This window comes from Enterobacter cloacae complex sp. ESBL7 (assembly GCF_041679625.1).
Classification (GTDB): Bacteria; Pseudomonadota; Gammaproteobacteria; order Enterobacterales; family Enterobacteriaceae; genus Enterobacter; species Enterobacter asburiae_B.
This window is the reverse complement of sequence record NZ_JBGORN010000001.1, coordinates 1,791,694-1,816,017: the sequence shown is the minus strand read 5'-3', so window position 1 is coordinate 1,816,017 and position 24,324 is coordinate 1,791,694. Positions and strand designations below refer to the sequence as shown.

Annotated in this window: 26 protein-coding genes and 1 other annotated feature; of the genes, 15 read left to right on the top strand and 11 right to left on the bottom strand. The window is 55.1% G+C overall.

The genetic code is table 11. The annotated features are described in order from the left end of the window. Window positions 1-5 precede the first annotated feature (5 nt). The 4 genes from trpCF to trpL all read right to left on the bottom strand — a co-directional run bounded on the left by trpCF (window position 6) and on the right by trpL (window position 4,663). The gene (gene trpCF, locus ACERY3_RS08905) at window positions 6-1,364 is read right to left on the bottom strand and encodes a bifunctional indole-3-glycerol-phosphate synthase TrpC/phosphoribosylanthranilate isomerase TrpF (protein WP_373225490.1); all 1,359 of its coding nucleotides are present in this window, start codon (window positions 1,362-1,364) and stop codon (window positions 6-8) included. Between the two features lie 3 nt (window positions 1,365-1,367). Then, window positions 1,368-2,963 (bottom strand): bifunctional anthranilate synthase glutamate amidotransferase component TrpG/anthranilate phosphoribosyltransferase TrpD, encoded by a 1,596-nt coding sequence (gene trpD, locus ACERY3_RS08900; RefSeq protein WP_373225489.1) that lies wholly within the window; start codon window positions 2,961-2,963, stop codon window positions 1,368-1,370. Then, on the bottom strand, window positions 2,963-4,525 hold the full coding sequence (locus tag ACERY3_RS08895; RefSeq protein WP_063441935.1) for an anthranilate synthase component 1: 1,563 nt from the start codon (window positions 4,523-4,525) through the stop codon (window positions 2,963-2,965). Before ACERY3_RS08895 ends, trpD begins: the two co-directional genes overlap by 1 nt. A gap of 23 nt (window positions 4,526-4,548) precedes the next feature. Continuing rightward, window positions 4,549-4,642 (bottom strand) — a sequence feature (Trp leader region). Beyond that, window positions 4,619-4,663, bottom strand: a complete 45-nt coding sequence (gene trpL, locus ACERY3_RS08890) for a trp operon leader peptide (RefSeq protein WP_106993556.1) — start codon at window positions 4,661-4,663, stop codon at window positions 4,619-4,621. Its footprint overlaps the feature before it by 24 nt. A gap of 139 nt (window positions 4,664-4,802) precedes the next feature. Here trpL and rnm point away from each other — a divergent pair, with 139 nt between their 5' ends. From rnm to rluB, 3 genes are all read left to right on the top strand, one after another. Beyond that, window positions 4,803-5,684 (top strand): RNase AM, encoded by an 882-nt coding sequence (gene rnm / locus ACERY3_RS08885; RefSeq protein ID WP_373225488.1) that lies wholly within the window; start codon window positions 4,803-4,805, stop codon window positions 5,682-5,684. Further along, a complete protein-coding gene (locus ACERY3_RS08880; protein ID WP_373225487.1) occupies window positions 5,681-6,301 on the top strand; it encodes an L-threonylcarbamoyladenylate synthase in 621 nt (206 codons plus the stop codon). Before rnm ends, ACERY3_RS08880 begins: the two co-directional genes overlap by 4 nt. 96 nt (window positions 6,302-6,397) lie before the next feature. Beyond that, window positions 6,398-7,273 carry a 23S rRNA pseudouridine(2605) synthase RluB gene (gene rluB, locus ACERY3_RS08875; protein ID WP_023312076.1) on the top strand — a complete coding sequence of 292 codons (876 nt, stop codon included), beginning with the start codon at window positions 6,398-6,400 and terminating at the stop codon, window positions 7,271-7,273. Window positions 7,274-7,308: 35 nt separating this feature from the next. On the opposite strand, the gene cobO is transcribed toward rluB, so the two are convergent. Both cobO and ACERY3_RS08865 read right to left on the bottom strand, forming a co-directional pair. Beyond that, window positions 7,309-7,899, bottom strand: a complete 591-nt coding sequence (cobO, locus tag ACERY3_RS08870; protein WP_023312075.1) for a cob(I)yrinic acid a,c-diamide adenosyltransferase — start codon at window positions 7,897-7,899, stop codon at window positions 7,309-7,311. Then, window positions 7,896-8,657, bottom strand: coding sequence for a YciK family oxidoreductase (locus tag ACERY3_RS08865; RefSeq protein WP_058841296.1), 762 nt, complete (start codon window positions 8,655-8,657; stop codon window positions 7,896-7,898). Before ACERY3_RS08865 ends, cobO begins: the two co-directional genes overlap by 4 nt. A 251-nt stretch (window positions 8,658-8,908) precedes the next feature. Here ACERY3_RS08865 and sohB point away from each other — a divergent pair, with 251 nt between their 5' ends. After that, window positions 8,909-9,955, top strand: coding sequence for a protease SohB (sohB, locus tag ACERY3_RS08860; protein WP_048975113.1), 1,047 nt, complete (start codon window positions 8,909-8,911; stop codon window positions 9,953-9,955). A gap of 34 nt (window positions 9,956-9,989) precedes the next feature. On the opposite strand, the gene ACERY3_RS08855 is transcribed toward sohB, so the two are convergent. After that, window positions 9,990-10,241 carry a YciN family protein gene (locus ACERY3_RS08855; protein ID WP_023312072.1) on the bottom strand — a complete coding sequence of 84 codons (252 nt, stop codon included), beginning with the start codon at window positions 10,239-10,241 and terminating at the stop codon, window positions 9,990-9,992. A gap of 399 nt (window positions 10,242-10,640) precedes the next feature. On the opposite strand from ACERY3_RS08855, the gene topA reads away from it, so the two are divergent. The 6 genes from topA (at window position 10,641) to acnA (ending at window position 18,126) form a co-directional block, all read left to right on the top strand. Beyond that, window positions 10,641-13,238 (top strand): type I DNA topoisomerase, encoded by a 2,598-nt coding sequence (topA, locus tag ACERY3_RS08850; protein WP_373225486.1) that lies wholly within the window; start codon window positions 10,641-10,643, stop codon window positions 13,236-13,238. A gap of 187 nt (window positions 13,239-13,425) precedes the next feature. Further along, entirely contained in the window at window positions 13,426-14,400 is a 975-nt protein-coding gene (cysB, locus tag ACERY3_RS08845) for an HTH-type transcriptional regulator CysB (protein WP_008502814.1), read from the top strand. A 338-nt stretch (window positions 14,401-14,738) separates the two neighbouring features. After that, window positions 14,739-14,879, top strand: coding sequence for a YmiA family putative membrane protein (locus ACERY3_RS08840; RefSeq protein WP_213327741.1), 141 nt, complete (start codon window positions 14,739-14,741; stop codon window positions 14,877-14,879). 2 nt (window positions 14,880-14,881) lie between these two features. Further along, complete coding sequence (locus ACERY3_RS08835) at window positions 14,882-15,052, top strand: hypothetical protein (RefSeq protein ID WP_032656727.1); 171 nt, start codon at window positions 14,882-14,884, stop codon at window positions 15,050-15,052. A 138-nt stretch (window positions 15,053-15,190) separates the two neighbouring features. Further along, window positions 15,191-15,289, top strand: coding sequence for a small membrane protein YmiC (ymiC, locus tag ACERY3_RS08830; protein WP_032623144.1), 99 nt, complete (start codon window positions 15,191-15,193; stop codon window positions 15,287-15,289). A gap of 161 nt (window positions 15,290-15,450) precedes the next feature. After that, window positions 15,451-18,126 carry an aconitate hydratase AcnA gene (acnA, locus tag ACERY3_RS08825; RefSeq protein ID WP_373225485.1) on the top strand — a complete coding sequence of 892 codons (2,676 nt, stop codon included), beginning with the start codon at window positions 15,451-15,453 and terminating at the stop codon, window positions 18,124-18,126. 37 nt (window positions 18,127-18,163) lie between these two features. Here acnA and ribA read toward each other — a convergent pair whose 3' ends face one another. Further along, on the bottom strand, window positions 18,164-18,754 hold the full coding sequence (gene ribA, locus ACERY3_RS08820; RefSeq protein WP_008501210.1) for a GTP cyclohydrolase II: 591 nt from the start codon (window positions 18,752-18,754) through the stop codon (window positions 18,164-18,166). A 197-nt stretch (window positions 18,755-18,951) separates the two neighbouring features. On the opposite strand from ribA, the gene pgpB reads away from it, so the two are divergent. From pgpB to yciH, 5 genes are all read left to right on the top strand, one after another. Continuing rightward, window positions 18,952-19,719, top strand: a complete 768-nt coding sequence (gene pgpB / locus ACERY3_RS08815; protein ID WP_047061013.1) for a phosphatidylglycerophosphatase B — start codon at window positions 18,952-18,954, stop codon at window positions 19,717-19,719. Window positions 19,720-19,867: 148 nt separating this feature from the next. Next, window positions 19,868-20,176: a LapA family protein gene (locus tag ACERY3_RS08810; protein WP_023312067.1), complete on the top strand. Its 309-nt coding sequence runs from the start codon at window positions 19,868-19,870 to the stop codon at window positions 20,174-20,176. A gap of 6 nt (window positions 20,177-20,182) precedes the next feature. Continuing rightward, the gene (lapB, locus tag ACERY3_RS08805) at window positions 20,183-21,352 is read left to right on the top strand and encodes a lipopolysaccharide assembly protein LapB (protein WP_023335944.1); all 1,170 of its coding nucleotides are present in this window, start codon (window positions 20,183-20,185) and stop codon (window positions 21,350-21,352) included. Window positions 21,353-21,538: 186 nt separating this feature from the next. Next, entirely contained in the window at window positions 21,539-22,276 is a 738-nt protein-coding gene (gene pyrF / locus ACERY3_RS08800; RefSeq protein WP_045355906.1) for an orotidine-5'-phosphate decarboxylase, read from the top strand. Further along, window positions 22,276-22,602 (top strand): stress response translation initiation inhibitor YciH, encoded by a 327-nt coding sequence (yciH, locus tag ACERY3_RS08795; RefSeq protein ID WP_058841295.1) that lies wholly within the window; start codon window positions 22,276-22,278, stop codon window positions 22,600-22,602. The genes pyrF and yciH overlap by 1 nt, the downstream gene beginning before the upstream one ends. Before the next feature lie 105 nt (window positions 22,603-22,707). On the opposite strand, the gene osmB is transcribed toward yciH, so the two are convergent. The 3 genes from osmB to ACERY3_RS08780 form a co-directional block, all read right to left on the bottom strand. Beyond that, window positions 22,708-22,926, bottom strand: coding sequence for an osmotically-inducible lipoprotein OsmB (osmB, locus tag ACERY3_RS08790; protein WP_008501216.1), 219 nt, complete (start codon window positions 22,924-22,926; stop codon window positions 22,708-22,710). A 263-nt stretch (window positions 22,927-23,189) separates the two neighbouring features. Then, the gene (locus ACERY3_RS08785; RefSeq protein ID WP_063145057.1) at window positions 23,190-23,942 is read right to left on the bottom strand and encodes a DNA-binding transcriptional regulator YciT; all 753 of its coding nucleotides are present in this window, start codon (window positions 23,940-23,942) and stop codon (window positions 23,190-23,192) included. A 43-nt stretch (window positions 23,943-23,985) separates the two neighbouring features. Further along, window positions 23,986-24,168, bottom strand: coding sequence for a hypothetical protein (locus ACERY3_RS08780; protein ID WP_024907126.1), 183 nt, complete (start codon window positions 24,166-24,168; stop codon window positions 23,986-23,988). Window positions 24,169-24,324 lie beyond the last annotated feature (156 nt).

The following is a 24,324-nucleotide window of genomic DNA, read 5'->3' as shown; positions in this document are numbered from 1 at the left end:
CTTCCTTAATATGCACGCAGAGTTTTAAATACCGAGGCCAGCTTGCTGGCATCTTTGATACCCGGTTGGGACTCTACGCCTGAATTGAAATCGAGGCCTGCGCAGCCGGTTTTAGCGGCTTCTACGCAGTTATCCGGGCTTAATCCGCCCGCCAGCAGGACGTTGTCCAGCTTTTCGGCGTTCAGCAGCGACCAGTCAAAACGCTGGCCGGTACCGCCCTGGCCGTTATCGAGGACGTATTTATCCACATGGTTCAGGTTACGCGAGGGCAAAATATCGCCTACGCTTTGCGCTTTCCAGATTTGCACCTGTGGTGCCAGCGCGGCGCGCAGGGCATCGATGTAGCTCTGGTCTTCATCGCCGTGGAGCTGCACCGCGCTCAGGGATAACGCGTCGGCTTTTGCCGCAACGTCTGCAATATCTGCATTGCGGAAAACGCCCACGTAGCCGAGCGGAGCCGCTGCGATGACCTTACGCGCCTGCTCTTCACTGACCGCGCGAGGAGATGAATCCACAAAGATCAGCCCGCCATAAATCGCCCCGGCTTCATACGCGGCCTGGGCATCCTGTTCGCGGGTTAAGCCGCAGACTTTGTTTTCACCCAGCAGCACGCGACGTACCGCCGCATTGAGATCGTCATGTTCCATCATGGCGGAGCCAATCAGGAATCCGTTGGCGAAGTGGCTCAGCTCGCGCACCTGGGCGTAGCTGTTAATGCCGGATTCGCTGATCACCGTAACGCCAGACCCCAGACGCGGCGCCAGCTGGCGGGTACGGTTAAGGTCAATGGACAGGTCACGCAGATCGCGGTTGTTAATGCCGACCACTTTGGCTTCCAGCGCAATCGCGCGCTCCAGCTCCTCTTCGTTGCTCACTTCGGTCAGCACGCCCATGTTCAGGCTGTGCGCCACGGCGGAAAGCTGGCGATACTGCTCGTCGTCGAGCACCGAGAGCATCAGCAGGCAGGCATCGGCCTGGTAAAAGCGCGCCAGCCAGATCTGATACGGGTCGATAATAAAGTCTTTGCACAGGATCGGCTGCGGCGCGATGCCGCTGACGATCGGCAGAAAGTCGAAGCTGCCCTGAAAATATTTCTCATCCGTCAGCACGGAGATGGCTGACGCGTGATGCTTATAAATGCCGGCAATACGCGCCGGGTCGAAATCGTCACGAATAACGCCTTTGGACGGGGACGCTTTTTTGCACTCAAGAATAAACGCGGTGCGCGTACCCCGCAGGGCGTCATAGAAACGACGGCTGCTCGGGACGACGTCATTCTGGAAACTGGCAAGCGGCTGCTGTTGCTTGCGGGCTTCCACCCAGATGGCCTTATCGGCAACGATTTTCGCTAAAACGGTCTGCATTCTTTACCCTCTTGCCGCAAGTGCGGTAACGCGATCGTAAGCTGCACCGGAGCGCAGTACATCCAGAACTTTTTGAACGTTGGCCTTCAGGTCTTCCTCACCGTGCAAACGCATCAGCATGGCGACGTTGGCAGCAACGGCGGCCTCATGGGCGACCTCTCCTTTACCTTGTAATAAGCGCGTCAGAATGTCACGGTTTTCTTCCGGCGTACCGCCTGCCAGCGCTTCCTGATGGTATGGCGCAAGGCCGAAGTCGGCAGCCTCCAGCTGATAGCTCAGAATTTCGCCGTCGCGCAGTTCGGCCACCAGCGTTGGTGCATGAAGAGAAACCTCATCCATACCGCCGCTGTGCACCACGGCGGCACGCTGATAACCCAGCACGCGCAGCGTCTCGGCAATCGGCAGAACCAGCTCAGGGCTGTAAACGCCAATCAGCGCCAGCGGCGGGTGGGCCGGGTTGATCAGCGGGCCGAGCACGTTAAACAGCGTGCGGGTTTTGAGCTGCTGACGAACCGGCATCGCGTGGCGGAAACCGGTGTGGTACTTCGGCGCAAACAGGAAGCAGACGCCCAGGTCATCCAGCGCTTCACGGGAACGCTCGGCGTTCATATCGAGGTTAATACCGAATGCGGCGAGCAGATCGGAAGAACCTGACCGGCTGGAAACGCTGCGGTTACCGTGCTTCGCGACCTTCAAACCGCACGCCGCCGCCACGAAGGCGCTGGCGGTGGAGATATTGATGCTGTTACTGCCGTCACCGCCGGTACCGACGATATCCGCAAACTGATAGTCCGGGCGCGGGAACGGGGCGGCATTTTCCAGCAGGGCCGTAGCGGCACCGGCGATCTCCTGGGGGCTTTCGCCGCGCACCTTCATGCTCACCAGCGCGGCTGCCAGCTGCTCAGGCTTCAGCTCACCGCGAACCACGGCGGAGAAGAGCTGATGGCTCTCCTGCTGGCTCAGGGTCTGCGCCTGGTACAGTTTTTCCAGAATCGGCTGCAGGGTATTGGTCTGCTCCAGCTTCTGTAACGCCCAGTCGAGCGTCTGCTCCAGCAGGCGGGCGCCATGGGAGGTCAGGATTGATTCCGGGTGGAACTGCAGGCCGCAGACCCGGTCCGCGTCGTGGCGCACTGCCATCACCATGCCTTCATACGAGGCGTTGATCGTCAGCCCGGCGGGAATATTGCTGCCAACCAGCGAGTGATAGCGCGCGACCGGGAGCGGGTTCGGCAGCCCGGCAAACATCGCCTGGCCGTCATGTTCAATGCTGGACGCTTTACCGTGCAGGATCTCACCCGCCTGGCCAACGTAGCCGCCATAGGCTTCAACAATCGCCTGATGGCCGAGGCAGATGCCGACGATCGGCAGTTTGCCGCGCATGCGGGTCAGCAGCTCCGGCATACAGCCCGCTTCGCTCGGCGCGCCTGGCCCTGGGGATAGCATCAGCACCGGGTTTTGCATAGTGGACAGACGGTCAATCAGGGTCTGCGCCGGAACGTGGTTGCGGTAGATAACGACGTTGTGGCCATTCGCACGCAGCTGATCTGCCAGGTTATAGGTAAAGGAGTCGATATTATCGAGCAGCAGAATGTCAGCCATCAGAAAATCTCCTGTGCATGGTGTGCGGTAGCAATGGCGCGAAGGACCGCACGGGCTTTACTGCGCGTTTCGTCAGCTTCAGACTGCGGAACAGAATCAAGAACAATCCCGGCACCCGCCTGAACGGTGGCAATACCGTCTTCAACGTAGGCGGAGCGGATTACGATGCAGGTATCGAGATCGCCGTGGGCGGTGAAGTAACCCACCGCGCCGCCGTAGCTGCCGCGACGGCGTCCTTCGGCGGCGGCAATCAGCTGCATGGCGCGTACTTTCGGCGCGCCGCTCAGGGTGCCCATGTTCATGCAGGCGCGGTAGGCGTGCAGCACGTCGAGATCGTGGCGCAGCTCGCCGACCACGCGGGAGACCAGGTGCATCACGAACGAATAGCGGTCAACTTTGGTCAGGTCCGCCACGTAGCGGCTGCCGGGAGTACAAATGCGTGCCAGATCGTTACGCGCCAGGTCAACCAGCATCAGGTGCTCGGAGAGTTCTTTGTGGTCGGTACGCATCTCCAGCTCGATGCGGCTGTCCAGATCGCGATCCAGCGAGCCATCGGCGCGACGACCTCGCGGACGGGTACCGGCAATCGGGTAGATCTCAATCTGACGGCTGGTGGCGTCGTATTTCAGCGAGCTTTCCGGCGAGGCGCCGAACAGCGTGAATTCGTTGTCCTGCATGAAGAACATGTACGGGCTTGGGTTACTCTTTTTCAGCACGTCGTAGGCTGCGAGCGGCGACGGGCAGGGCAGCGAGAAGCGACGGGACGGCACGACCTGGAAAATTTCCCCGGCGCGAATCGCTTTTTGCATCTGGCGAACCACGGCGCCGTACTGATCGTCAGTCTGGTTAACGTCGCAGGTCATTTTCTCCACGCGCTGCACCGGCAGCGCGGGCGGCGCTTCCGTCATCTGATGCTGCAGCTGAGCGATGCGGTGTTCGAGACGGTTTTTCTCAGCGGCAGACGGCGTGAACAGGCTTGCCTGGATGCGGGTGTATTGCTTCTGGTGGTCGATCACCAGCAGCGTTTCAGCCAGATAGAAGCAATAGTCCGGGCAGCGATTACCCTGCTCGGTTTCCGGCAAATCTTCAAAACCGGCGACCAGGTCGTAGGCAAACAGCCCGCCGAAGAACATCGCCTCACGCTCGTCTTCCGGCACGGTGACCAGATTCTGCAGCAGGCGGAAGGCATCGAAAACGGACAGGGAGCAGAGGCGCGCGTCTTCGTCCAGCAGCTGGCTCACCGGCGGGAAATGCAGAATGCGCATTTCTGGATGGCGTTCATTTTCAATGCCTGACGGCAGGGCGGCATCCAGCAGCGGCAGCAGCGATGCGCCATTGTCTGATAATGCTTTGATGGTGACAGTGTCACCTAAAGCGGTAATGCGCAGCGCGCTATCGACCAGCAGCAGGCTTTTGAGATCGTCCTTGCTGTCGATATCCGCCGATTCCAGCAGCAGCGTCGCCGGACGTGCCCCGCACACCTGATGAAACAGCGCGGTCGGGTTGTGGCGATAGGCCGCCTCGCAGGTCAGCAGTTCGAGATGAGGTTTGGCTGTTTGCATGTTGTTGTTCTCATATTTTGTTCAAAAAAAAGCCCGCTGGGTAGCGGGCGGGTATCTGTTTGCATTTCGCAGACGCGTGACACTGCCCGAAGATCAGGAAGTGCGCCACCAGCCGTGCAGAGTGAAATGTGCGGTCATTTTCAGATACCTTTCTCGTGTGAACTTGCGTACTAGTTAACTAGTTCGATGGCAAGTTGTCAACCCTTGATTTCAGAATTTCGCGTTAAGTCGGTATCATGGTGTTTTCGGATGTCTCCAACCTGTTATGGGAAGTGCTTTGAGCGATACCACCTACGCCATTATTTATGATTTACACAGCCATACTCAGGCCTCTGACGGCCTGCTGACACCCGAAGCCCTGGTTCATCGCGCCGTTGAAATGCGAGTCGGCACGCTGGCGATAACCGATCACGATACCACTGATGCCATTCCGGCGGCGCGCGCCGAGATTGCCCGCAGCGGGCTGGCGCTGAATCTGGTGTCCGGCGTCGAGATCTCGACCGTCTGGGAAAACCATGAGATTCATATTGTTGGCCTGAATATCGATATAGACCATCCGGCACTTACGGTATTTTTGCAAGAACAAAAAACGCGCCGCAATCAGCGCGCAGAGATGATCGGCGAGCGTCTGGAAAAGGCGCATATTCCGGGCGCGCTGGAAGGCGCGCAAAAGATGGCGAACGGCGGGGCGGTCACCCGCGGTCATTTCGCCCGTTTTCTGGTCGACGCGGGCAAAGCGACGACCATGGCGGACGTCTTTAAAAAGTATCTGGCGCGCGGTAAAACCGGATACGTTCCGCCACAGTGGTGTACAATAAAACAAGCTATTGATGTGATTCATCATTCTGGCGGTAAGGCCGTGCTGGCCCATCCTGGGCGGTATAATCTTTCTGCTAAATGGCTGAAAAGGCTGCTGGCACACTTTGCCGAATGCGGTGGCGAGGCGATGGAAGTCGCCCAGTGTCAGCAGGCGCCCAACGAGCGCGCGCAGCTCGCGACCTATGCCCGCCAGTTCGGCCTGCTTGGGTCACAGGGCTCTGATTTCCATCAGCCCTGCGCGTGGATCGAACTGGGGCGCAAGCTCTGGCTGCCCGCTGGCGTTGAGCCGGTCTGGCAGCTCTGGGAACAGCCGCAGCAAATTGAAGAGAGGGAAGTATGAGTCAGTTTTTCTATATCCATCCGGATAACCCGCAGCCACGTCTGATCAACCAGGCCGTGGAGATCGTCCGCAAAGGCGGCGTGATTGTCTACCCGACCGATTCAGGCTACGCGCTGGGCTGCAAAATCGAAGATAAAGGGGCAATGGAACGCATTTGCCGTATTCGCCAGCTGCCGGACGGCCACAACTTTACCCTGATGTGCCGCGATCTCTCTGAGCTGTCGACCTATGCGTATGTTGATAACGTGGCGTTTCGCCTGATTAAGAACAACACGCCGGGCAACTACACCTTCATCCTGAAGGGCACGAAGGAAGTACCGCGTTGTCTGCTGCAGGAGAAACGCAAAACCATCGGCATGCGCGTGCCGTCGAACCCGATTGCCCAGGCGCTGCTGGAAACTCTCGGCGAACCGATGCTTTCTACCTCGCTGATGCTGCCGGGAAGCGAGTTTACCGAGTCCGACCCGGAAGAGATCAAAGATCGTCTGGAGAAGGTGGTCGAGCTGATTATTCACGGCGGCTATCTCGGCCAGCAGCCGACAACCGTGGTCGACCTAACCGAAGATGCACCGGAAGTGATTCGTGAAGGCGTGGGTGACGTAAAGCCTTTCTTGTAAAGGTATAAGCAGATATACTACGCGGCCATCAAAGCAGGGCTCAGCCCTCTTTTGACCTGATTCGACGCCTGTGAAGGCGACACCTGAGGAAGCTCAATGAGCGAGAAGTTACAGAAAGTGCTGGCGCGTGCCGGCCACGGTTCACGCCGTGAAATCGAAGCCATTATTGAAGCGGGCCGCGTGAGTGTGGACGGTAAAATCGCCACGCTGGGTGACCGCGTAGAAATCGTACCGGGGCTGAAGATCCGCATCGACGGTCATCTTATCTCCGTTAAAGAGTCCGCGGAACAGATCTGCCGCGTGCTGGCTTACTACAAGCCGGAAGGCGAGCTGTGCACCCGCAACGACCCGGAAGGTCGTCCGACGGTGTTTGACCGTCTGCCTAAACTGCGTGGCGCTCGCTGGATTGCCGTCGGCCGTCTGGACGTGAACACCTGCGGTCTGCTGCTGTTCACCACCGATGGTGAGCTGGCAAACCGTCTGATGCACCCAAGCCGTGAAGTGGAACGTGAATACGCGGTGCGCGTATTTGGCCAGGTTGACGAAAATAAACTGCGCGATCTGTCGCGTGGCGTTCAGCTGGAAGACGGTCCTGCGGCGTTCAAAACCATCAAGTTTACCGGTGGGGAAGGCATTAACCAGTGGTACAACGTGACCCTGACCGAAGGCCGTAACCGCGAGGTGCGTCGTCTCTGGGAAGCGGTAGGCGTGCAGGTTAGCCGCCTGATCCGCGTCCGTTACGGCGACATTCTGCTGCCGAAAGGTCTGCCGCGCGGTGGGTATACCGAACTGGATCTGACCCAAACCAACTACCTGCGCGAGCTGGTCGGCCTGACGCCGGAAACCACCTCAAAAGTGGCGGTGGAAAAAGATCGTCGTCGCATGAAGGCGAATCAGATCCGTCGCGCGGTGAAGCGACACAGCCAGGTGAGCAGCAGTCGCCGTTCCGGCAGCCGTAACAACAACGGTTAATATAAAAGCCCGGTCAACGAACCGGGCTTTTTTCTTTAGTAATCAATTCCAATTTGCGCTTTGATGCCTGCATCAAACGCATGTTTGACCGGACGCAGCTCGCTGACGGTATCGGCCATCTCCAGAATATCCCGATGACATCCGCGCCCCGTGACGATAACCGTCTGGTGTACAGGACGATTCTTCAGAGCATCCAGCACGGCTTCCAGCGGCAGGTAGTCGTAGGCGACCATATAGGTGATCTCATCCAGCAGAACCATATTCAGCGAGGGATCGGCCAGCATTCTCTTTGCATGCTCCCAGACGGCGAGACAGGCGGCGGTGTCGGTTTCCCGGTTCTGGGTATCCCACGTAAACCCGGTCGCCATCACCTGAAACTCAACGCCGTGAGGCTCAAGTAAATTCCGCTCGCCGTTGGGCCATTCGCCTTTGATAAACTGGATCACGCCCACTTTTTGCCCGTGTCCAACGGCGCGTGTCGCCGTGCCGAATGCGGCGGTGGTTTTCCCTTTTCCGTTGCCGGTAAAAACGATGACGATCCCACGTTCGTCCTGGGCTGCCGCGACGCGCGCATCGACCTGTTCTTTCAGACGCTGCTGGCGCTGCTGATGACGTTCTTCACTCATTGCGAAATTCCTGGTTTACGTCCCGGCTGGGCGTCAAAGGTCATCCCGGTTTTGCGGCGGCTGTCGTCGCCCATCAGCCAGAGATAGAGCGGCATAATGTCTGCCGGGGTTTTCAGCTTCTGCGGATCTTCGCTCGGGAACGCGCTGGCGCGCATTTTGGTGCGCGTACCGCCCGGGTTAATGCAGTTTACGCGCAGATGGCGGCTCTGGTACTCCTCCGCCAGCACCTGCATCATGCCTTCAGTCGCGAATTTTGATACAGCATAGGCTCCCCAGTTTGCGCGTCCTTCACGGCCAACGCTGGACGAGGTAAAGACCAGGGACCCGGACTCGGATTTGAGTAATAAAGGAAGCAATGCCTGTGTGAGGAAAAACGTGCCGTTGACGTTGACCTGCATCACCTGCTGCCAGATATCTGGATCCTGTTCATCCATCGGACGCACTTCACCTAGCAAACCGGCGTTATGCAGCACGCCGTCGAGTCTCGGATAGTGAGCGCTGATGCGCTGGGCTAATTCCTGGCACACCGCAGGCGTGCAGGTCAGTAAATCGAGCGTATACCACGGGGCCGGCGTGCCGCATACGGCCTCAATCTCCTGAGCGACGTTTTTCAGTTTTTCTTCGTTGCGCCCGATCAGAATGACGTGCGCGCCATATTCGGCGTATGTCAGGGCTGCCTCGCGGCCAATCCCGTCGCTGGCACCGGTGACAAGAATAATCCGGTTTTGCAGCAGATTTTTTTGCGGTTGATAATGCACGGTGACTCCTCAGGCGACCGGTGACGCAATGGCGCCTTTATAATGACTTTTCGGCTTTATGCCCGAATTAGCCTAATAATTCAATCAGTCTACAGGACGCATTACTGTAAAATTAACAATTTGCAAATATTTAAACTCCAGCCCGGGGATTCCTGAAGGCGGCTCGCAGAGGTAATGTCACGAGCGAGACGCATGGGCAGGGCTGTTGTACACTGCCGTGAAAGATTCGTGGTTAAATCAAGGTGGAACGCGTGGAATTACTTTCTCAATATGGGTTGTTTTTGGCCAAAATCGCGACGGTGGTGGTTGCCATTGCGGTGGTTGCCGTTCTGATTGCCAACCTGACGCAGCGCAAGCGTCAGCGTGGGGAGTTACGCATCACCCGCCTGAGCGAGCAGTATAAAGAGATGCAGGAAGAGATGTCTCTGGCGCTGCTTGATAGTCATCAACAGAAGCTCTGGCAGAAAGCGCAGAAGAAAAAGCATAAACAGGAAGCCAAAGCGGCAAAGGCAAAAGCAAAGCTCAATGCGCCGCAGGATAAGGCCACGCCACGCGTCTATGTGCTCGATTTTAAAGGCAGTATGGATGCGCATGAAGTGTCTTCTCTGCGGGAAGAAGTGACTGCCGTTCTGGCCGTGGCGACACCGCAGGATCAGGTTGTCGTGCGTCTTGAAAGCCCGGGCGGGGTGGTTCACGGTTACGGACTGGCCGCCTCACAGCTGCAGCGCCTGCGTGAAAAACAGATCCCGCTGACCGTTGCCGTGGATAAAGTGGCCGCGAGCGGTGGCTACATGATGGCCTGCGTGGCGGACAAAATTGTTGCCGCGCCGTTCTCCATTATTGGCTCGATCGGCGTGGTCGCACAAATTCCGAACTTTAACCGCTTCCTGAAAAATAAAGAGATTGATATCGAACTTCACACGGCGGGTCAGTACAAACGTACCCTGACGCTGCTGGGGGAAAACACGGAAGAAGGGCGTCAAAAATTCCGCGAAGATCTCAACGAAACGCATCATCTCTTTAAAGATTTTGTACACCGTATGCGCCCAACGCTCGATATTGAACAGGTCGCGACGGGCGAGCACTGGTACGGCGTCCAGGCGCAGGAGAAAGGGCTGGTGGATGAAGTCGGAACCAGCGACGATCTGCTGCTCAATCTGATGGAAGGCCGGGAACTGGTGGGTGTGCGCTTTACCCAGCGTAAGCGACTCCTTGACCGCTTTACCAACAGTGCGGCAGAAAGCGCGGACCGTCTGCTGCTGCGCTGGCTACAGCGCGGACAGAAACCGCTGCTGTAAACAAAAACGCGAGGCATATGCCTCGCGTTTTGCATTAATCGACCAGGTGATATTTCTCTGAAAGCGTATGCGCCAGGTATTTGAACATGTTAAACACGGCGGTGCTTTTCGGGGTCGGTAAACCCTGTTCGTCAAGGAAGTATTCGCCGCTGAAAATCAGCACGCCATTACGCTGCTCTACGCCGGTGGCTTCAATGCCCGCCAGCGTATCTTCATGGTCACGGATAAGCTTGTTTGCTTCGATAAGCAGAGAGGCTCGGTCAATAGGTTGGGTCGTATTCTGCATAATCCACTCCTTAAACAGTGACAATAGTCTACGCCGAGGGCGCTTTGGGGGCAAATTTTCCCTGTAATGTGAGGGGATAAGGTGCAGGGTCCTGGCTGGCGGGATCTGCTTTTGCATGCTAATAAAGTTGCGTAACGAATTTTATCAGGTAGAGTGTGCGCTTTCGTCATTCTGGCAACAGAATTGCTTGACATTCAACCGGGAATTCGTCACGAATTACACGAGATGTGAGAAAAATACCCGAAAACTCAATCACCTGGGCGTCTTCTCATTAACGTCCGGTAAGTCAAAGGGGTTGATATCTCCTGACGCAGTCGCAATATCATTGGCTCGTCGTCAGCGGAAGGGAAATCAACGTGCGGCGTATTCCTGGAAGAATTAAATTAGGTAAAGGTGAATATGGGTAAAGCTCTCGTCATCGTTGAGTCCCCGGCAAAAGCCAAAACGATCAATAAGTATCTGGGTAATGACTACGTGGTTAAGTCCAGCGTCGGTCATATCCGCGATTTGCCGACCAGTGGCTCAGCCAGCAAAAAGAGCGCAGACTCTACCTCCACCAAAGGGGCTAAAAAGCCTAAAAAGGATGAACGTAGCGCGCTTGTCAACCGCATGGGTGTTAACCCATGGCATAACTGGGATGCACAATATGAAGTGCTGCCCGGGAAAGAAAAAGTCGTTAACGAGCTGAAGCAGCTTGCTGAAAAAGCAGACCACATCTATCTCGCAACCGACCTTGACCGCGAAGGGGAAGCCATTGCGTGGCACCTGCGGGAAGTGATTGGTGGTGATGACGAACGCTACAGCCGTGTAGTGTTTAACGAAATTACGAAGAATGCGATTCGTCAGGCGTTTGAGAAGCCGGGCGAACTGAATATTGACCGCGTAAACGCACAGCAGGCACGTCGCTTTATGGACCGCGTTGTGGGCTACATGGTCTCTCCACTGCTGTGGAAGAAGATTGCCCGTGGCCTGTCCGCAGGGCGTGTGCAATCCGTCGCCGTGCGTCTGGTCGTTGAGCGTGAGCGCGAAATTAAAGCCTTCGTGCCGGAAGAGTTCTGGGAAGTCGATGCCAATGTGACCACGCCGGGCGGTGACGCTCTGCCGCTGCAGGTGAGCCATCACAACGACAAGCCTTTCCGTCCAGAAAACCGCGACCAGACTATGGCCGCCGTAGCGCTGCTGGAAAAAGCACGCTATCAGGTGCTGGAACGTGAAGACAAACCGACCAGCAGCAAGCCGGGGGCACCGTTTATTACCTCCACGCTGCAACAGGCTGCAAGCACGCGTCTGGGCTATGGCGTGAAGAAAACCATGATGATGGCCCAGCGCTTGTACGAAGCGGGTTACATCACCTACATGCGTACCGACTCAACCAACCTGAGCCAGGACGCGGTCAGCATGGTGCGCGGCTACATCAGTGACAATTTCGGTAAGAAATACCTGCCGGAAAGCGCTAACCAGTTCGCCAGCAAAGAGAACTCTCAGGAAGCACACGAAGCGATTCGTCCTTCTGACGTCTCGGTGTTAGCGGAATCGCTGAAAGACATGGAAGCCGACGCGCAGAAGCTGTATCAGCTGATCTGGCGTCAGTTCGTGGCGTGCCAGATGACGCCAGCGCAGTATGACTCCACCACGCTGACCGTTGGCGCGGGCGAGTTCCGCCTCAAAGCGCGCGGTCGTATCCTGCGTTTCGACGGCTGGACGAAAGTGATGCCTGCGCTGCGTAAAGGTGATGAAGACCGGACGCTGCCGGCGGTGAACAAAGGTGACGAGTTGTCGCTTGTCGATCTGGTTCCGGCACAGCACTTTACCAAGCCGCCTGCACGCTTCAGTGAGGCGTCCCTGGTGAAAGAGCTGGAAAAACGCGGTATTGGTCGTCCTTCGACCTACGCGTCCATCATCTCGACGATTCAGGACCGCGGCTATGTGCGCGTTGAAAACCGTCGTTTCTATGCGGAAAAAATGGGTGAGATCGTCACTGACCGTCTGGAAGCAAACTTCCGTGAGTTGATGAACTACGATTTCACCGCGCAAATGGAAGACAGCCTCGACCAGGTTGCCAGCCATCAGGCGGAATGGAAAAAGGTACTCGACAGCTTCTTCAGCGACTTTACCGACCAGCTTGAAAAAGCGGAGAAAGACCCTGAAGAGGGCGGCATGCTGCCTAACCAGATGGTTCTGACCAGCATCGACTGTCCAACCTGCGGCCGCAAGATGGGGATCCGCACCGCAACCACGGGCGTATTCCTTGGCTGCTCCGGCTATGCGCTGTCACCAAAAGAGCGCTGCAAAACCACCATCAACCTGGTGCCTGAGAACGAAGTGCTCAACGTGCTGGAGGGTGATGATGCGGAAACTAACGCTCTGCGTGCCAAACGCCGCTGCAAGAAATGCGGCACGGCAATGGACAGCTATCTGATCGATCCAAAACGTAAGCTGCACGTCTGCGGTAATAACCCAACGTGTGACGGGTATGAGATCGAAGAGGGCGAGTTCCGCATTAAAGGCTATGACGGCCCGATTGTGGAATGCGAGAAGTGCGGCTCTGAAATGCACCTGAAAATGGGGCGTTTCGGTAAGTACATGGCCTGTACCAACGACGAGTGTAAAAACACGCGCAAAATTCTGCGTAACGGCGAAGTGGCTCCTCCGAAGGAAGATCCGGTTCCGCTGCCAGAAGTGCCGTGCGAGAAATCCGACGCGTACTTCGTGCTGCGTGATGGTGCCGCAGGTGTCTTCCTGGCCGCCAACACCTTCCCGAAATCGCGTGAAACGCGCGCGCCGCTGGTGGAAGAGTTGCATCGCTTCCGCGATCGTCTGCCTGAGAAACTGCGTTATCTGGCCGATGCGCCACAGCAGGATCCGGAAGGCAACAAAACCGTGGTACGGTTTAGCCGTAAAACTAAGCAGCAGTATGTTGCGGCCGAGAAAGAGGGTAAAGCGACCGGATGGTCAGCCTTCTTTGTCGATGGCAAATGGGTCGAAGGCAAGAAATAATCTTCCCTTACCGTAACTTACCTGTAAAAGGGCCGGATTTCCGGCCCTTTTTTATTGCCTTGTTATTATTTTTTGTTCCGTACTATACAGTCAGGCTATAAATGATATAGTGGTTATAGTTAACCTGTTTCTTATTATTAAATCGTCTTAAGCGATTGACCGCATGCGCTAAATCGGATGGTCTGGCATGAAATTACAGCAGCTTCGTTATATCGTTGAGGTGGTGAATCATAACCTTAACGTCTCTTCTACCGCCGAGGGGTTGTATACCTCGCAACCGGGCATCAGCAAACAAGTTCGTATGCTGGAGGACGAGTTAGGTATCCAGATATTTGCCCGCAGCGGTAAGCATCTCACCCAGGTGACGCCTGCGGGGCAGGAAATCATCCGCATTGCGCGTGAAGTCCTCTCCAAAGTCGATGCGATTAAGTCTGTGGCGGGAGAACACACCTGGCCGGATAAAGGTTCGCTGTATATTGCCACGACGCATACCCAGGCGCGCTATGCGCTACCCGGCGTTATCAAAGGCTTTATCGAGCGTTATCCTCGCGTCTCTTTGCATATGCATCAGGGTTCGCCAACGCAAATTGCTGAAGCCGTTTCCAAGGGGAATGCAGATTTTGCCATCGCCACCGAAGCGCTTCACCTGTATGACGATCTGGTGATGCTTCCATGCTATCACTGGAACCGTTCTATCGTGGTGACCCCCGATCACCCCCTGGCGGGCAAAGGGTCGGTCACTATCGAAGAGCTGGCGCAATATCCGCTGGTAACGTATACGTTTGGCTTTACCGGACGGTCCGAGCTTGATACGGCCTTTAACCGGGCAGGGTTAACGCCGCGCATTGTCTTTACCGCGACGGACGCCGACGTGATTAAAACCTATGTGCGGCTTGGTCTGGGAGTGGGCGTTATTGCCAGCATGGCGGTGGATCCGGTGTCAGACCCTGACCTGGTGCGTCTTGATGCGCATGATGTTTTCAGTCATAGCACCACAAAGATTGGCTTCCGTCGCAGCACCTTCCTGCGCAGCTATATGTATGATTTTATTCAGCGCTTTGCCCCTCATTTAACGCGTGACGTGGTTGATACCGCCGTTGCATTACGCTCAAATGAAGATATTGAAGAGATGTTTAAAGACATCAAACTCCCCGAAAAATAATCACACCCGGTATCTTTCCCTTAGGGAAAGATACCGAAATAACGCCTCAAAGCTAAATTAGAATTATCATCATCTGCGTATCCCCTGTCATATAATGTCATTATCCATTTAATTCGTAAGGTTATAATGTCGTGAATTGGCGACAAAAGTAGAAACTAATTTACGCCTTCGCAAATTTTTCTTTTCAATTATTTATTTCTGGTCAAAAGATTGAATATTTCATACCTTCCGGTGCGTAAATTCACTGGCTTTTCGGCTAAAGTTTCTTTAGGATTTATCTCAACAGATGATTAATTGTACCAATTGTTTGGTCCTAAATGATAAGCGATGTCGATTGTATGAGGTTAGCAATGCCTTCAGGAAGTGAAGAACCGCAAAGGGATCCTGCGCTCAAGCGTAAAGCCTGGCTGGCGGTCTTTCTCGTCTCTACCCTGTTTTGGGTGGTGGTTGCTCTCCTGGCCTGGAAATATTGGGGTTAAATATGGCAGTGACGGTACGTACAGAAACGGTAAAACAGATGTGTCAGCATCGTGACAACGGCCACAGAGGGCGTAAAGCACCTGCGACTGTTGTACCCGCGTCCTGGAAACTGACGCCGCAGCAGCAAGCGTTTATTGATGTGTTCGCAGAAGACGAACCCAAAAAACAATAATTTAGTTAATTGCGTAATGATGCAAATAGTCTGAATATCGACTCTGCACTTTCGTACTCTTTAATAAATACACATCAGCAATATAGCACTGAGGACTTACCTCGGAACTTTTAATAAATAATGCCTGGTGTCCCTATGATGAATAACATGACGTCTCACAAATACTGGTCATGGATCGGCGTTTTTACCGTGTCGATTCTGTTCTGGAGTCAGCTCATCTGGTTGGCCCTCCACTAAATTGTAAAACCTCGCTAAGGCGGGGTTTTTTGTTTTTCCTTTCTGGACCAATCCTAAATTTATCAATTTGGGTTGTTATCAAAACGTTACGACATCTTTGTGTTATCTTTAATTACGGCCCTGATGATTGTCGGGGCATCTCTGTGATTAAGGAGGAGCTTATGTCGTTAACCCTACGCGAAGCCAGTAAGGATACGTTACAGGCAGAAAATAAAACCTGGCATTACTACAGCCTGCCGCTGGCTGCCAGAACGCTTGGGGACATTTCGCGTTTACCCAAGTCATTGAAAGTTTTACTGGAAAATCTATTGCGCTGGCAGGACGGTGACTCTGTCACCCTCGATGATATCCAGGCGCTGGCAGGGTGGCTGGAAAATGCCCATGCCGACAGAGAAATCGCCTACCGCCCGGCCAGGGTGCTGATGCAGGACTTTACCGGTGTTCCTGCCGTCGTTGATTTAGCCGCGATGCGCGAGGCCGTTAAGCGTCTCGGCGGAGATACGGCAAAAGTGAATCCGCTTTCCCCTGTTGACCTCGTCATTGACCACTCCGTAACCGTTGACCGCTTTGGTGATGACGACGCCTTTGGCGAGAACGTGCGTCTGGAGATGGAGCGCAACCACGAGCGCTACGTATTCCTGAAGTGGGGGCAGCAGGCGTTCAGCCGGTTTAGCGTGGTCCCGCCGGGTACCGGTATTTGTCACCAGGTTAACCTTGAATATCTGGGTAAAGCCGTCTGGAGTGAATTGCAGGATAAAGAGTGGGTCGCCTATCCGGACACGCTGGTGGGCACGGACTCCCATACCACCATGATCAACGGTCTGGGCGTGCTGGGCTGGGGCGTCGGGGGTATCGAAGCGGAAGCGGCCATGCTCGGCCAGCCGGTGTCCATGCTTATCCCTGACGTGGTGGGCTTCAAGCTCACCGGCAAGCTGTCTGAAGGCATTACCGCCACCGATCTGGTGCTCACCGTCACCCAGATGCTGCGTAAGCATGGTGTGGTGGGCAAGTTTGTAGAATTCTACGGGGATGGTCTGGATTCGCTGCCGCTGGCCGACCGCGCCACCATTGCCAATATGGCGCCGGAATACGGTGCAACCTGCGGCTTTTTCCCCATCGATGACGTCACGCTGGAATACATGCGCCTTAGCGGGCGCAGCGAAGAGCAGGTCGCGCTGGTGGAGGCCTATACCAAAGCGCAGGGCATGTGGCGAAACCCGGGCGATGAACCGGTCTTCACCAGCACGCTCGAACTCGATATGGGAAGCGTCGAGGCGAGCCTCGCCGGACCGAAACGTCCACAGGATCGGGTTGCGCTGAGTGACGTGCCAAAAGCCTTTGCCGCCAGCAATGCCCTTGAAGTGAACGTGGCGCAGAAAGATCACCGTCCGGTCGACTATGTTCTGAACGGACATCAGTATCAGCTCCCGGATGGCGCGGTTGTTATTGCGGCCATTACCTCCTGCACCAACACCTCGAACCCCAGCGTCTTAATGGCGGCCGGTCTGCTGGCGAAAAAGGCGGTAGAGCTTGGGCTAAAACCTCAGCCATGGGTCAAAGCCTCGCTGGCACCGGGTTCCAAAGTGGTATCGGATTACCTGGCGCAGGCCAAACTGACGCCGTACCTTGACGAACTGGGCTTTAACCTCGTGGGCTACGGCTGCACGACCTGTATTGGTAACTCCGGTCCGCTGCCTGAACCGATTGAAACGGCGATCAAGCAGGGTGACCTGACGGTAGGCGCGGTCCTGTCCGGTAACCGAAACTTTGAAGGGCGTATTCACCCGCTGGTGAAAACCAACTGGCTTGCCTCGCCGCCGCTGGTCGTGGCGTATGCCCTTGCAGGGAACATGAATATCAACCTGGCGATCGATCCAATTGGTCACGATCGCAAAAACGATCCTGTCTACCTGAAAGATATCTGGCCATCTTCGCGTGAAATCGCGCTGGCCGTTGAAAAGGTCTCAACCGAGATGTTCCGTAAAGAGTATGCGGAGGTCTTTGAAGGCACGCCGGAGTGGAAAACCATCAACGTCGTGGGCTCAGATACCTACGACTGGCAGGATGACTCGACCTATATTCGTCTGTCGCCGTTCTTTGATGAGATGCTGGCCGAGCCGGCACCGCTTAAGGATATCCACGGCGCGCGCATACTGGCGATGCTGGGAGATTCCGTCACGACCGACCATATCTCTCCGGCGGGGAGTATCAAAGCCGATAGCCCGGCAGGCCGTTATCTGCAGAGCCGGGGCGTCGAACGCCGCGATTTTAACTCCTACGGATCGCGTCGCGGCAACCATGAAGTCATGATGCGCGGAACGTTTGCCAACATCCGCATTCGTAACGAAATGGTCCCGGGCGTGGAAGGGGGCATGACGCGCCATCTGCCGGGGACGGAAGTGGTTTCGATTTATGATGCGGCGGTCAAATATCAACAGGAAGGTACGCCGCTGGCGGTGATCGCCGGGAAAGAGTACGGTTCCGGCTCCAGCCGCGACTGGGCGGCGAAAGGTCCGCGCCTGCTTGGCGTTCGCGTGGTCATCGCCGAATCGTTCGAACGTATTCACCGCTCGAATCTGATCGGTATGGGGATCCTGCCGCTTGAGTTTCCGCAGGGCGTGACGCGTAAAACGCTGGGACTGACCGGGGAAGAGCAGATCGAGATTAGCGGTCTGCAAAACCTGCAGCCGGGTAAAACGGTGCCGGTGAAGTTAACGCGGGCAGACGGGAAAATCGAGGTGCTGGATTGCCGGTGCCGTATTGATACGGCAACCGAGCTGACCTATTACCAGAACGACGGCATTTTACATTATGTGATTCGTAAGATGCTGGACTGATGAAACGAGCCCGGCACCCGTGCCGGGCTTTTTAGCCTCACTCTTTCAGCAGATGGCCCATTTTGGCGGCTTTGGTATCCAGGTAGTGGGCGTTTTTCGGGTTTCGGCCGACAATCAGCGGTACGCGCTCGACGATGTTGATCCCCGCTTCGGTCAGGATCTCCACTTTTTTCGGATTATTGGTCAGCAGGCGAACTTCGTCCACGCCCAGCAGCTTGAACATATCGGCGCACAAGGTGAAGTCGCGTTCGTCAGCGGCAAAGCCAAGCTGATGGTTTGCTTCAACCGTATCGTAGCCCTGGTCCTGAAGCGCGTAAGCGCGGATTTTATTCAGCAGACCAATATTACGACCCTCCTGACGGTGATAAAGCAGCACACCGCGACCTTCTTCTGCAATATGAGACAGGGCGGCTTCCAGCTGGAAACCACAATCACAGCGCAGGCTGAACAGCGCGTCGCCGGTAAGACACTCTGAATGGACGCGGGACAGAACCGGCGTCTGCCCTGAAATGTCACCATAAACCAACGCGACATGATCCTGTCCGGTTGCCAGTTCTTCAAAACCCACCATCAGGAAATCGCCCCATGGGGTTGGCAGTTTGGCTTCTGCCACACGTTTAAGCTGCATGTGATTCTCCAGAGTAGGCTGACACGTTTCGTGCCTTTGCCCTGTTTTGCTTTCTGTATCAGTTCATTTTGCCACAAGCTCAGCAGGTTCGCCTAATGGGCACCATGCTATATGAACGTTAAACGCACGATCCGACATATCCACCCGGATGATTAATTTCAGTTATGATTGTGACGCTTAGCGAAAAAGGAGAAGACATGCTTTCAATCGCCAGACGTACGGCAGCAGGTGCGGCCATTTTACTGATTATGCCTCTGGCCGTATGGCTTTCAGGCTGGATGTGGCAGCCCGGGCAGAACGCCACGTGGCTGAAAACGTTATACTGGATAACGGAAACGGTCACCCAGCCGTGGGGGATTATTACCCACGTACTCCTCTGCGCCTGGTTTCTGTGGTGCCTGCGCTTTCGTCTGCGCGCGGCGCTGATGCTCTTTGCGATCCTCGGGGGCGCTATCCTTGTCGGTCAGGGCGTGAAGTCCTGGGTTAAAGATCGCGTTCAGGAGCCGCGTCCTTTTGTCGTCTGGCTGGAAAAAACGCATCATGTTCCGGTAGATGAGTTCTACAATTTAAAGCGTAAAGATCGCGGCGCGCTGGTGAAAGAACAGCTTGCGGAACAGCAGGATATCCCGAAATTCTTGCGTAAACACTGGCAGAAAGAGACCGGGTTCGCGTTTCCTTCCGGTCACACCATGTTTGCGGCCAGCTGGGCGTTGCTGGGAGTTGGGCTGCTTTGGCCAAGGCGTCGAACGATCACTATCGTGATTTTACTGATCTGGGCGACCGGGGTTATGGGAAGCCGCCTGCTGCTGGGGATGCACTGGCCGCGGGACCTGGTCGTCGCCACGCTCATCTCATGGCTGCTGATTATGATGGCGACCTGGCTCACTGAACGATTCTGCGGCCCGCTAACGCCACCGCCAGAAGAGAAAGAAGAAATAGCCGAAAGGGACCAGACAGACGCCTGACGGTTGATATTCCGTATTTTGCCCATAGATCCATGACCTGCGCGACACTTTTTCCGTTTCGCGCTCGTCGCTAAAATGGTAGTTTATAAGGCTGATTGCGGTGAATTGAACACACTTTATTCGCTTGAACCACATAACGGGAAGTAATGTGAAATATTTACTCATTTTCTTACTGGTATTGGCGATTTTTGTCATTTCAGTCACGTTGGGTGCACAAAACGATCAGCAGGTGACGTTTAACTATCTGCTGGCTCAGGGTGAGTATCGCGTCTCGAGCCTGCTGGCGGTCTTATTTGCTGCCGGCTTTGCCATTGGCTGGCTGGTTTGCGGTCTGTTCTGGCTGAAAGTCCGTGTTTCTCTTGCGCGCGCTGAACGTAAAATTAAGCGACTCGAAAATAACATTGCCCCTGCGTCTGACATCCCGGAAAGCTCTGGTGTGCCGGTCGTGAAGGAATAATCGACTATGCTGGAGTTGTTGTTTCTGCTTTTGCCTGTAGCCGCAGCCTATGGCTGGTATATGGGCCGCAGAAGTGCGCAACAAACAAAACAGGATGAGGCCAACCGCCTCTCCCGCGACTACGTTGCGGGGGTGAACTTCCTCCTGAGCAATCAGCAGGACAAAGCGGTAGACCTGTTCCTCGATATGCTGAAAGAGGATACGGGGACGGTTGAAGCGCATCTCACCCTGGGCAACCTGTTCCGCTCGCGCGGCGAGGTCGATCGCGCCATTCGTATTCACCAGACCCTGATGGAAAGCGCCTCGCTGACCTACGATCAACGTCTCCTTGCGGTGCAACAGCTGGGGCGGGATTACATGGCCGCGGGGTTGTACGATCGCGCTGAAGATATGTTCGCGCAGCTGGTGGACGAAACAGATTTCCGCATCGGCGCGCTGCAGCAGCTCCTGCAGATTTATCAGGCCACCAGCGACTGGCAGAAAGCCATTGATACCGCTGAACGTCTGGTGAAGCTGGGTAAAGATAAGCAGCGCGTTGAGATAGCCCATTTCTACTGTGAGCTTGCTCTTCAGCAGATGGGCAACGACGACATGGATAAAGCCATGGCGCTGCTGAAGAAAGGCGCCGCCGCGGACCGCAACAGCGCGCGCATCTCCATCATGATGGGGCGCGTCTTTATGGCGAATGGCGACTACGCCAAAGCCGTTGAAAGCCTGCTGCGGGTTATCGACCAGGACAAAGAGCTGGTCAGTGAAACGCTGGAAATGCTGCAAACCTGCTATCAACAGCTCGACAAGCAGGAAGAGTGGGTAGCATTCCTGCGTCGCTGCGTGGAAGAGAATACCGGCGCCACCGCTGAACTGATGCTCTCAGACGTCGTTGAGCAGTATGAGGGAAGCGACACCGCGCAGGTTTATATTACGCGTCAGCTGCAGCGTCATCCGACCATGCGGGTGTTCCACAAGCTGATGGATTACCATCTGAACGATGCTGAAGAAGGGCGCGCCAAAGAGAGCCTGATGGTGCTGCGCGACATGGTTGGCGAACAGGTGCGCAGCAAGCCGCGCTATCGTTGCCAGAAGTGTGGTTTTACCGCGTATACGCTCTACTGGCACTGTCCTTCCTGCCGCGCCTGGTCCACCATCAAGCCAATCCGCGGTCTGGACGGGCAGTAATTTTTTTAAAACACTCCACTTTAGTTACAACATACTGATCGTTTTTCCCATATCCTGAACTCCGTGCGGTTTGTCGGCCTGGCAGGCGCGTAAATGGATCCTGTCAATTTGCGGCGTCGGCAGGTAGAATGCTGGCCGTTTATCTGTTCCGCGCCGCTGCGCGCCCATAGACGAAAAGGGCTGGTCATGACGTCTGTTACATCCTCCACTTCCCGCGTAATTACGGATTCTCCTGTTGTTGTTGCGCTTGATTACAATAAGCGTGACGCTGCACTGGCGTTTGTCGACGGCATCGACCCTCGCGACTGCCGTCTGAAAGTTGGCAAAGAGATGTTCACGCTGTTTGGACCGCAAATCGTTCGCGATCTGCAGCAGCGCGGCTTTGACGTTTTCCTCGACCTGAAATTCCACGATATCCCGAATACCACGGCGCACGCCGTTGCCGCAGCCGCAGAGCTGGGCGTATGGATGGTCAACGTCCACGCATCGGGTGGGGCAAGAATGATGACGGCCGCCCGTGAGGCGCTCCTGCCGTTCGGTAAAGATGCACCGTTGCTGATTGCGGTCACGGTGCTGACCAGTATGGACGAAAACGATCTTCGCGACCTGGGCGTGACGTTGTCACCCGCCGAGCATGCCGAACGTCTCGCGCGTCTGACGCAGCATTGCGGCCTGGATGGCGTCGTCTGCTCCGCGCAGGAAGCGGTACGTTTCAAATCAGCGCTGGGCCAGGATTTTAAACTGGTTACGCCGGGGATCCGTCCTGCAGGCAGCGAAGTGGGCGATCAGCGCCGTATTATGACGCCTGAGCAGGCGCTGGCTGCTGGCGTTGACTACATGGTCATCGGACGTCCGGTAACGCAGTCTGCCAACCCGGCTGAGACGCTTAAGGCTATCAACGCATCGCTGAAAAAGGGGGCGTAATGACCGATTCCAACAGCCGACTGGTCTATTCAACCGACAGTGGGCGTATAGACGAGCCGAAAGCGAAAGTGGAACGTCCAAAGGGGGACGGCATTGTTCGGATCCAGCGCCAGATCAGTGGACGAAAAGGGAAAGGGGTTTGCCTTATCTCCGGTATTGACCTGGATGATGCTGAACTGGCAAAGCTGGCGGCCGAGTTGAAAAAGAAATGTGGCTGCGGCGGCGCCGTGAAAGACGGCATTATTGAAATCCAGGGAGATAAGCGCGATTTAATAAAATCTCTGCTGGAAGCCAAAGGTATGAAAGTCAAACTGGCAGGCGGTTAAAATAAATGAGCCACGGCAAATGCCGTGGCTCGTGTTATATACGTGCGTATGTCAGACCTGAAATGCGTTCAAATATCGCAATACCGGGGAAGGCTTAGAGAATAATTATTTGCCAACCTGGTGACCGATAATACCACCGACAGCAGCGCCACCTAATGTACCCAGCGTACTACCATCCGTTAATACTGCACCACCGAGAGCACCGGCACCGGCACCAATAGCGGTGTTACGGTCACGTTTAGACCAGTTAGAGCACGCGCTCAGGGACATTGCTACAGTGATTGCCAGAACAGCGGCGGCTAATTTTTTGCTGGTTAAGGTCATAATACTTTCTCCTGAATTATCGATTCACGGAAAGATGTACACGTTAAGTATAGACGAATCGAATACTTAATTCTGTTCTCCGTGAAAGCTGGTCGCGCAGGCGTTACGTAATCACGCAGGTGATAGTCACTTCCTGTTATATCGCTAACATTAATTTTACGACTTTAATGCAGGTTAAACAGGTAAAAACTCTTAAAGAAGTACCAGGAATCATCTCAGAGAAAGAAGGGCATATGCGCCCGAAATTCGGGCGCGGAGGGGACTCAGGCGGTCGTTTTAATAATATTGACGATCAGTCCGTCATCTTCCAGCTTATTACGGTGAACGTCGCTCAATCTTTCGTCGGTAATCACGCGGCTAAAGCGTGAAACGGGGCCCATCGTATAAGGGTGAACGGCGCCAAATTTAGAACTGTCGGTGAGCACAATGGCTTCACACTCTTTTTCCAGCACGGCATTCACGACGTCAGAGCGCATCATATCCCGTCCGGTAAAACCCGTCTCCGGCTGCCAGCCGTCAATTCCGATGAAGGCCTTGCTGAAATGAACCTGCTGGACATACTGACGGGTCAGCGGGCCTACCATGCTTTCACTTTTTTTCTGGTAAATACCGCCGAGCAGAATCACCTCGCAGCGCGTCTCTTTGAGCAAATGCGCGATATAGCTGCTGACGGTGATGATAGTAACGTCTTTTTGATCGGCAAGCGTGCGCGCCAGAAGGGCATTGCTGCTGCCGTTTTCAATAAAGACGGTCTCGCCGTTGTTCACCAGGGACGCGGCAAATTCCGCCAGTTCACGTTTGAGCGCGTAGTTATTCATCATGCGCGTCTCAACGTCGTCACTGTCCAGCGGGACAGCATATCCGTGCGCGCGACGCAGGTAGCTCTGTTTTTCCAGCAGATTAAGATCCTGGCGGATGGTGACTTCAGACACGCCAGTGGTTTTAGCGAGATCGACTACGCTTACGCGTCCCTGATCGATGACCATCTGCAAAATGAGTTGTTGTCGGGAATTCATAGCATCCATTTAATAAAGCGAAACGAGGTCGGAGACGGTGGGGTTAAACTTCCCACGGCGCTTTTGGCTGTCTGTTTTCAGGCGCGTTGTCAGCACCATTCTGAGCAAGAAGTTCAGACTTCAGGATCTCGAGATTACGGATAGCAGAGTGATAATCGCCCGCCACCAGGATATCCAGCACGGTATCAATTCGTTGTGCTACAGCTTGTGCGTCAATAGTCGACATAATCTCACCCCAGGCGCGAAAAGTTAATATTTTCAATGATGCAGAAAATAGGATCAAAAGAGAAGGGAAAAAATGCAATAACTAAATTACATAAACGTAAGTGATAAATTTATTCCCCCTCATGCAGCAGGCTTAATGACTGGATTAGTCTAAAAC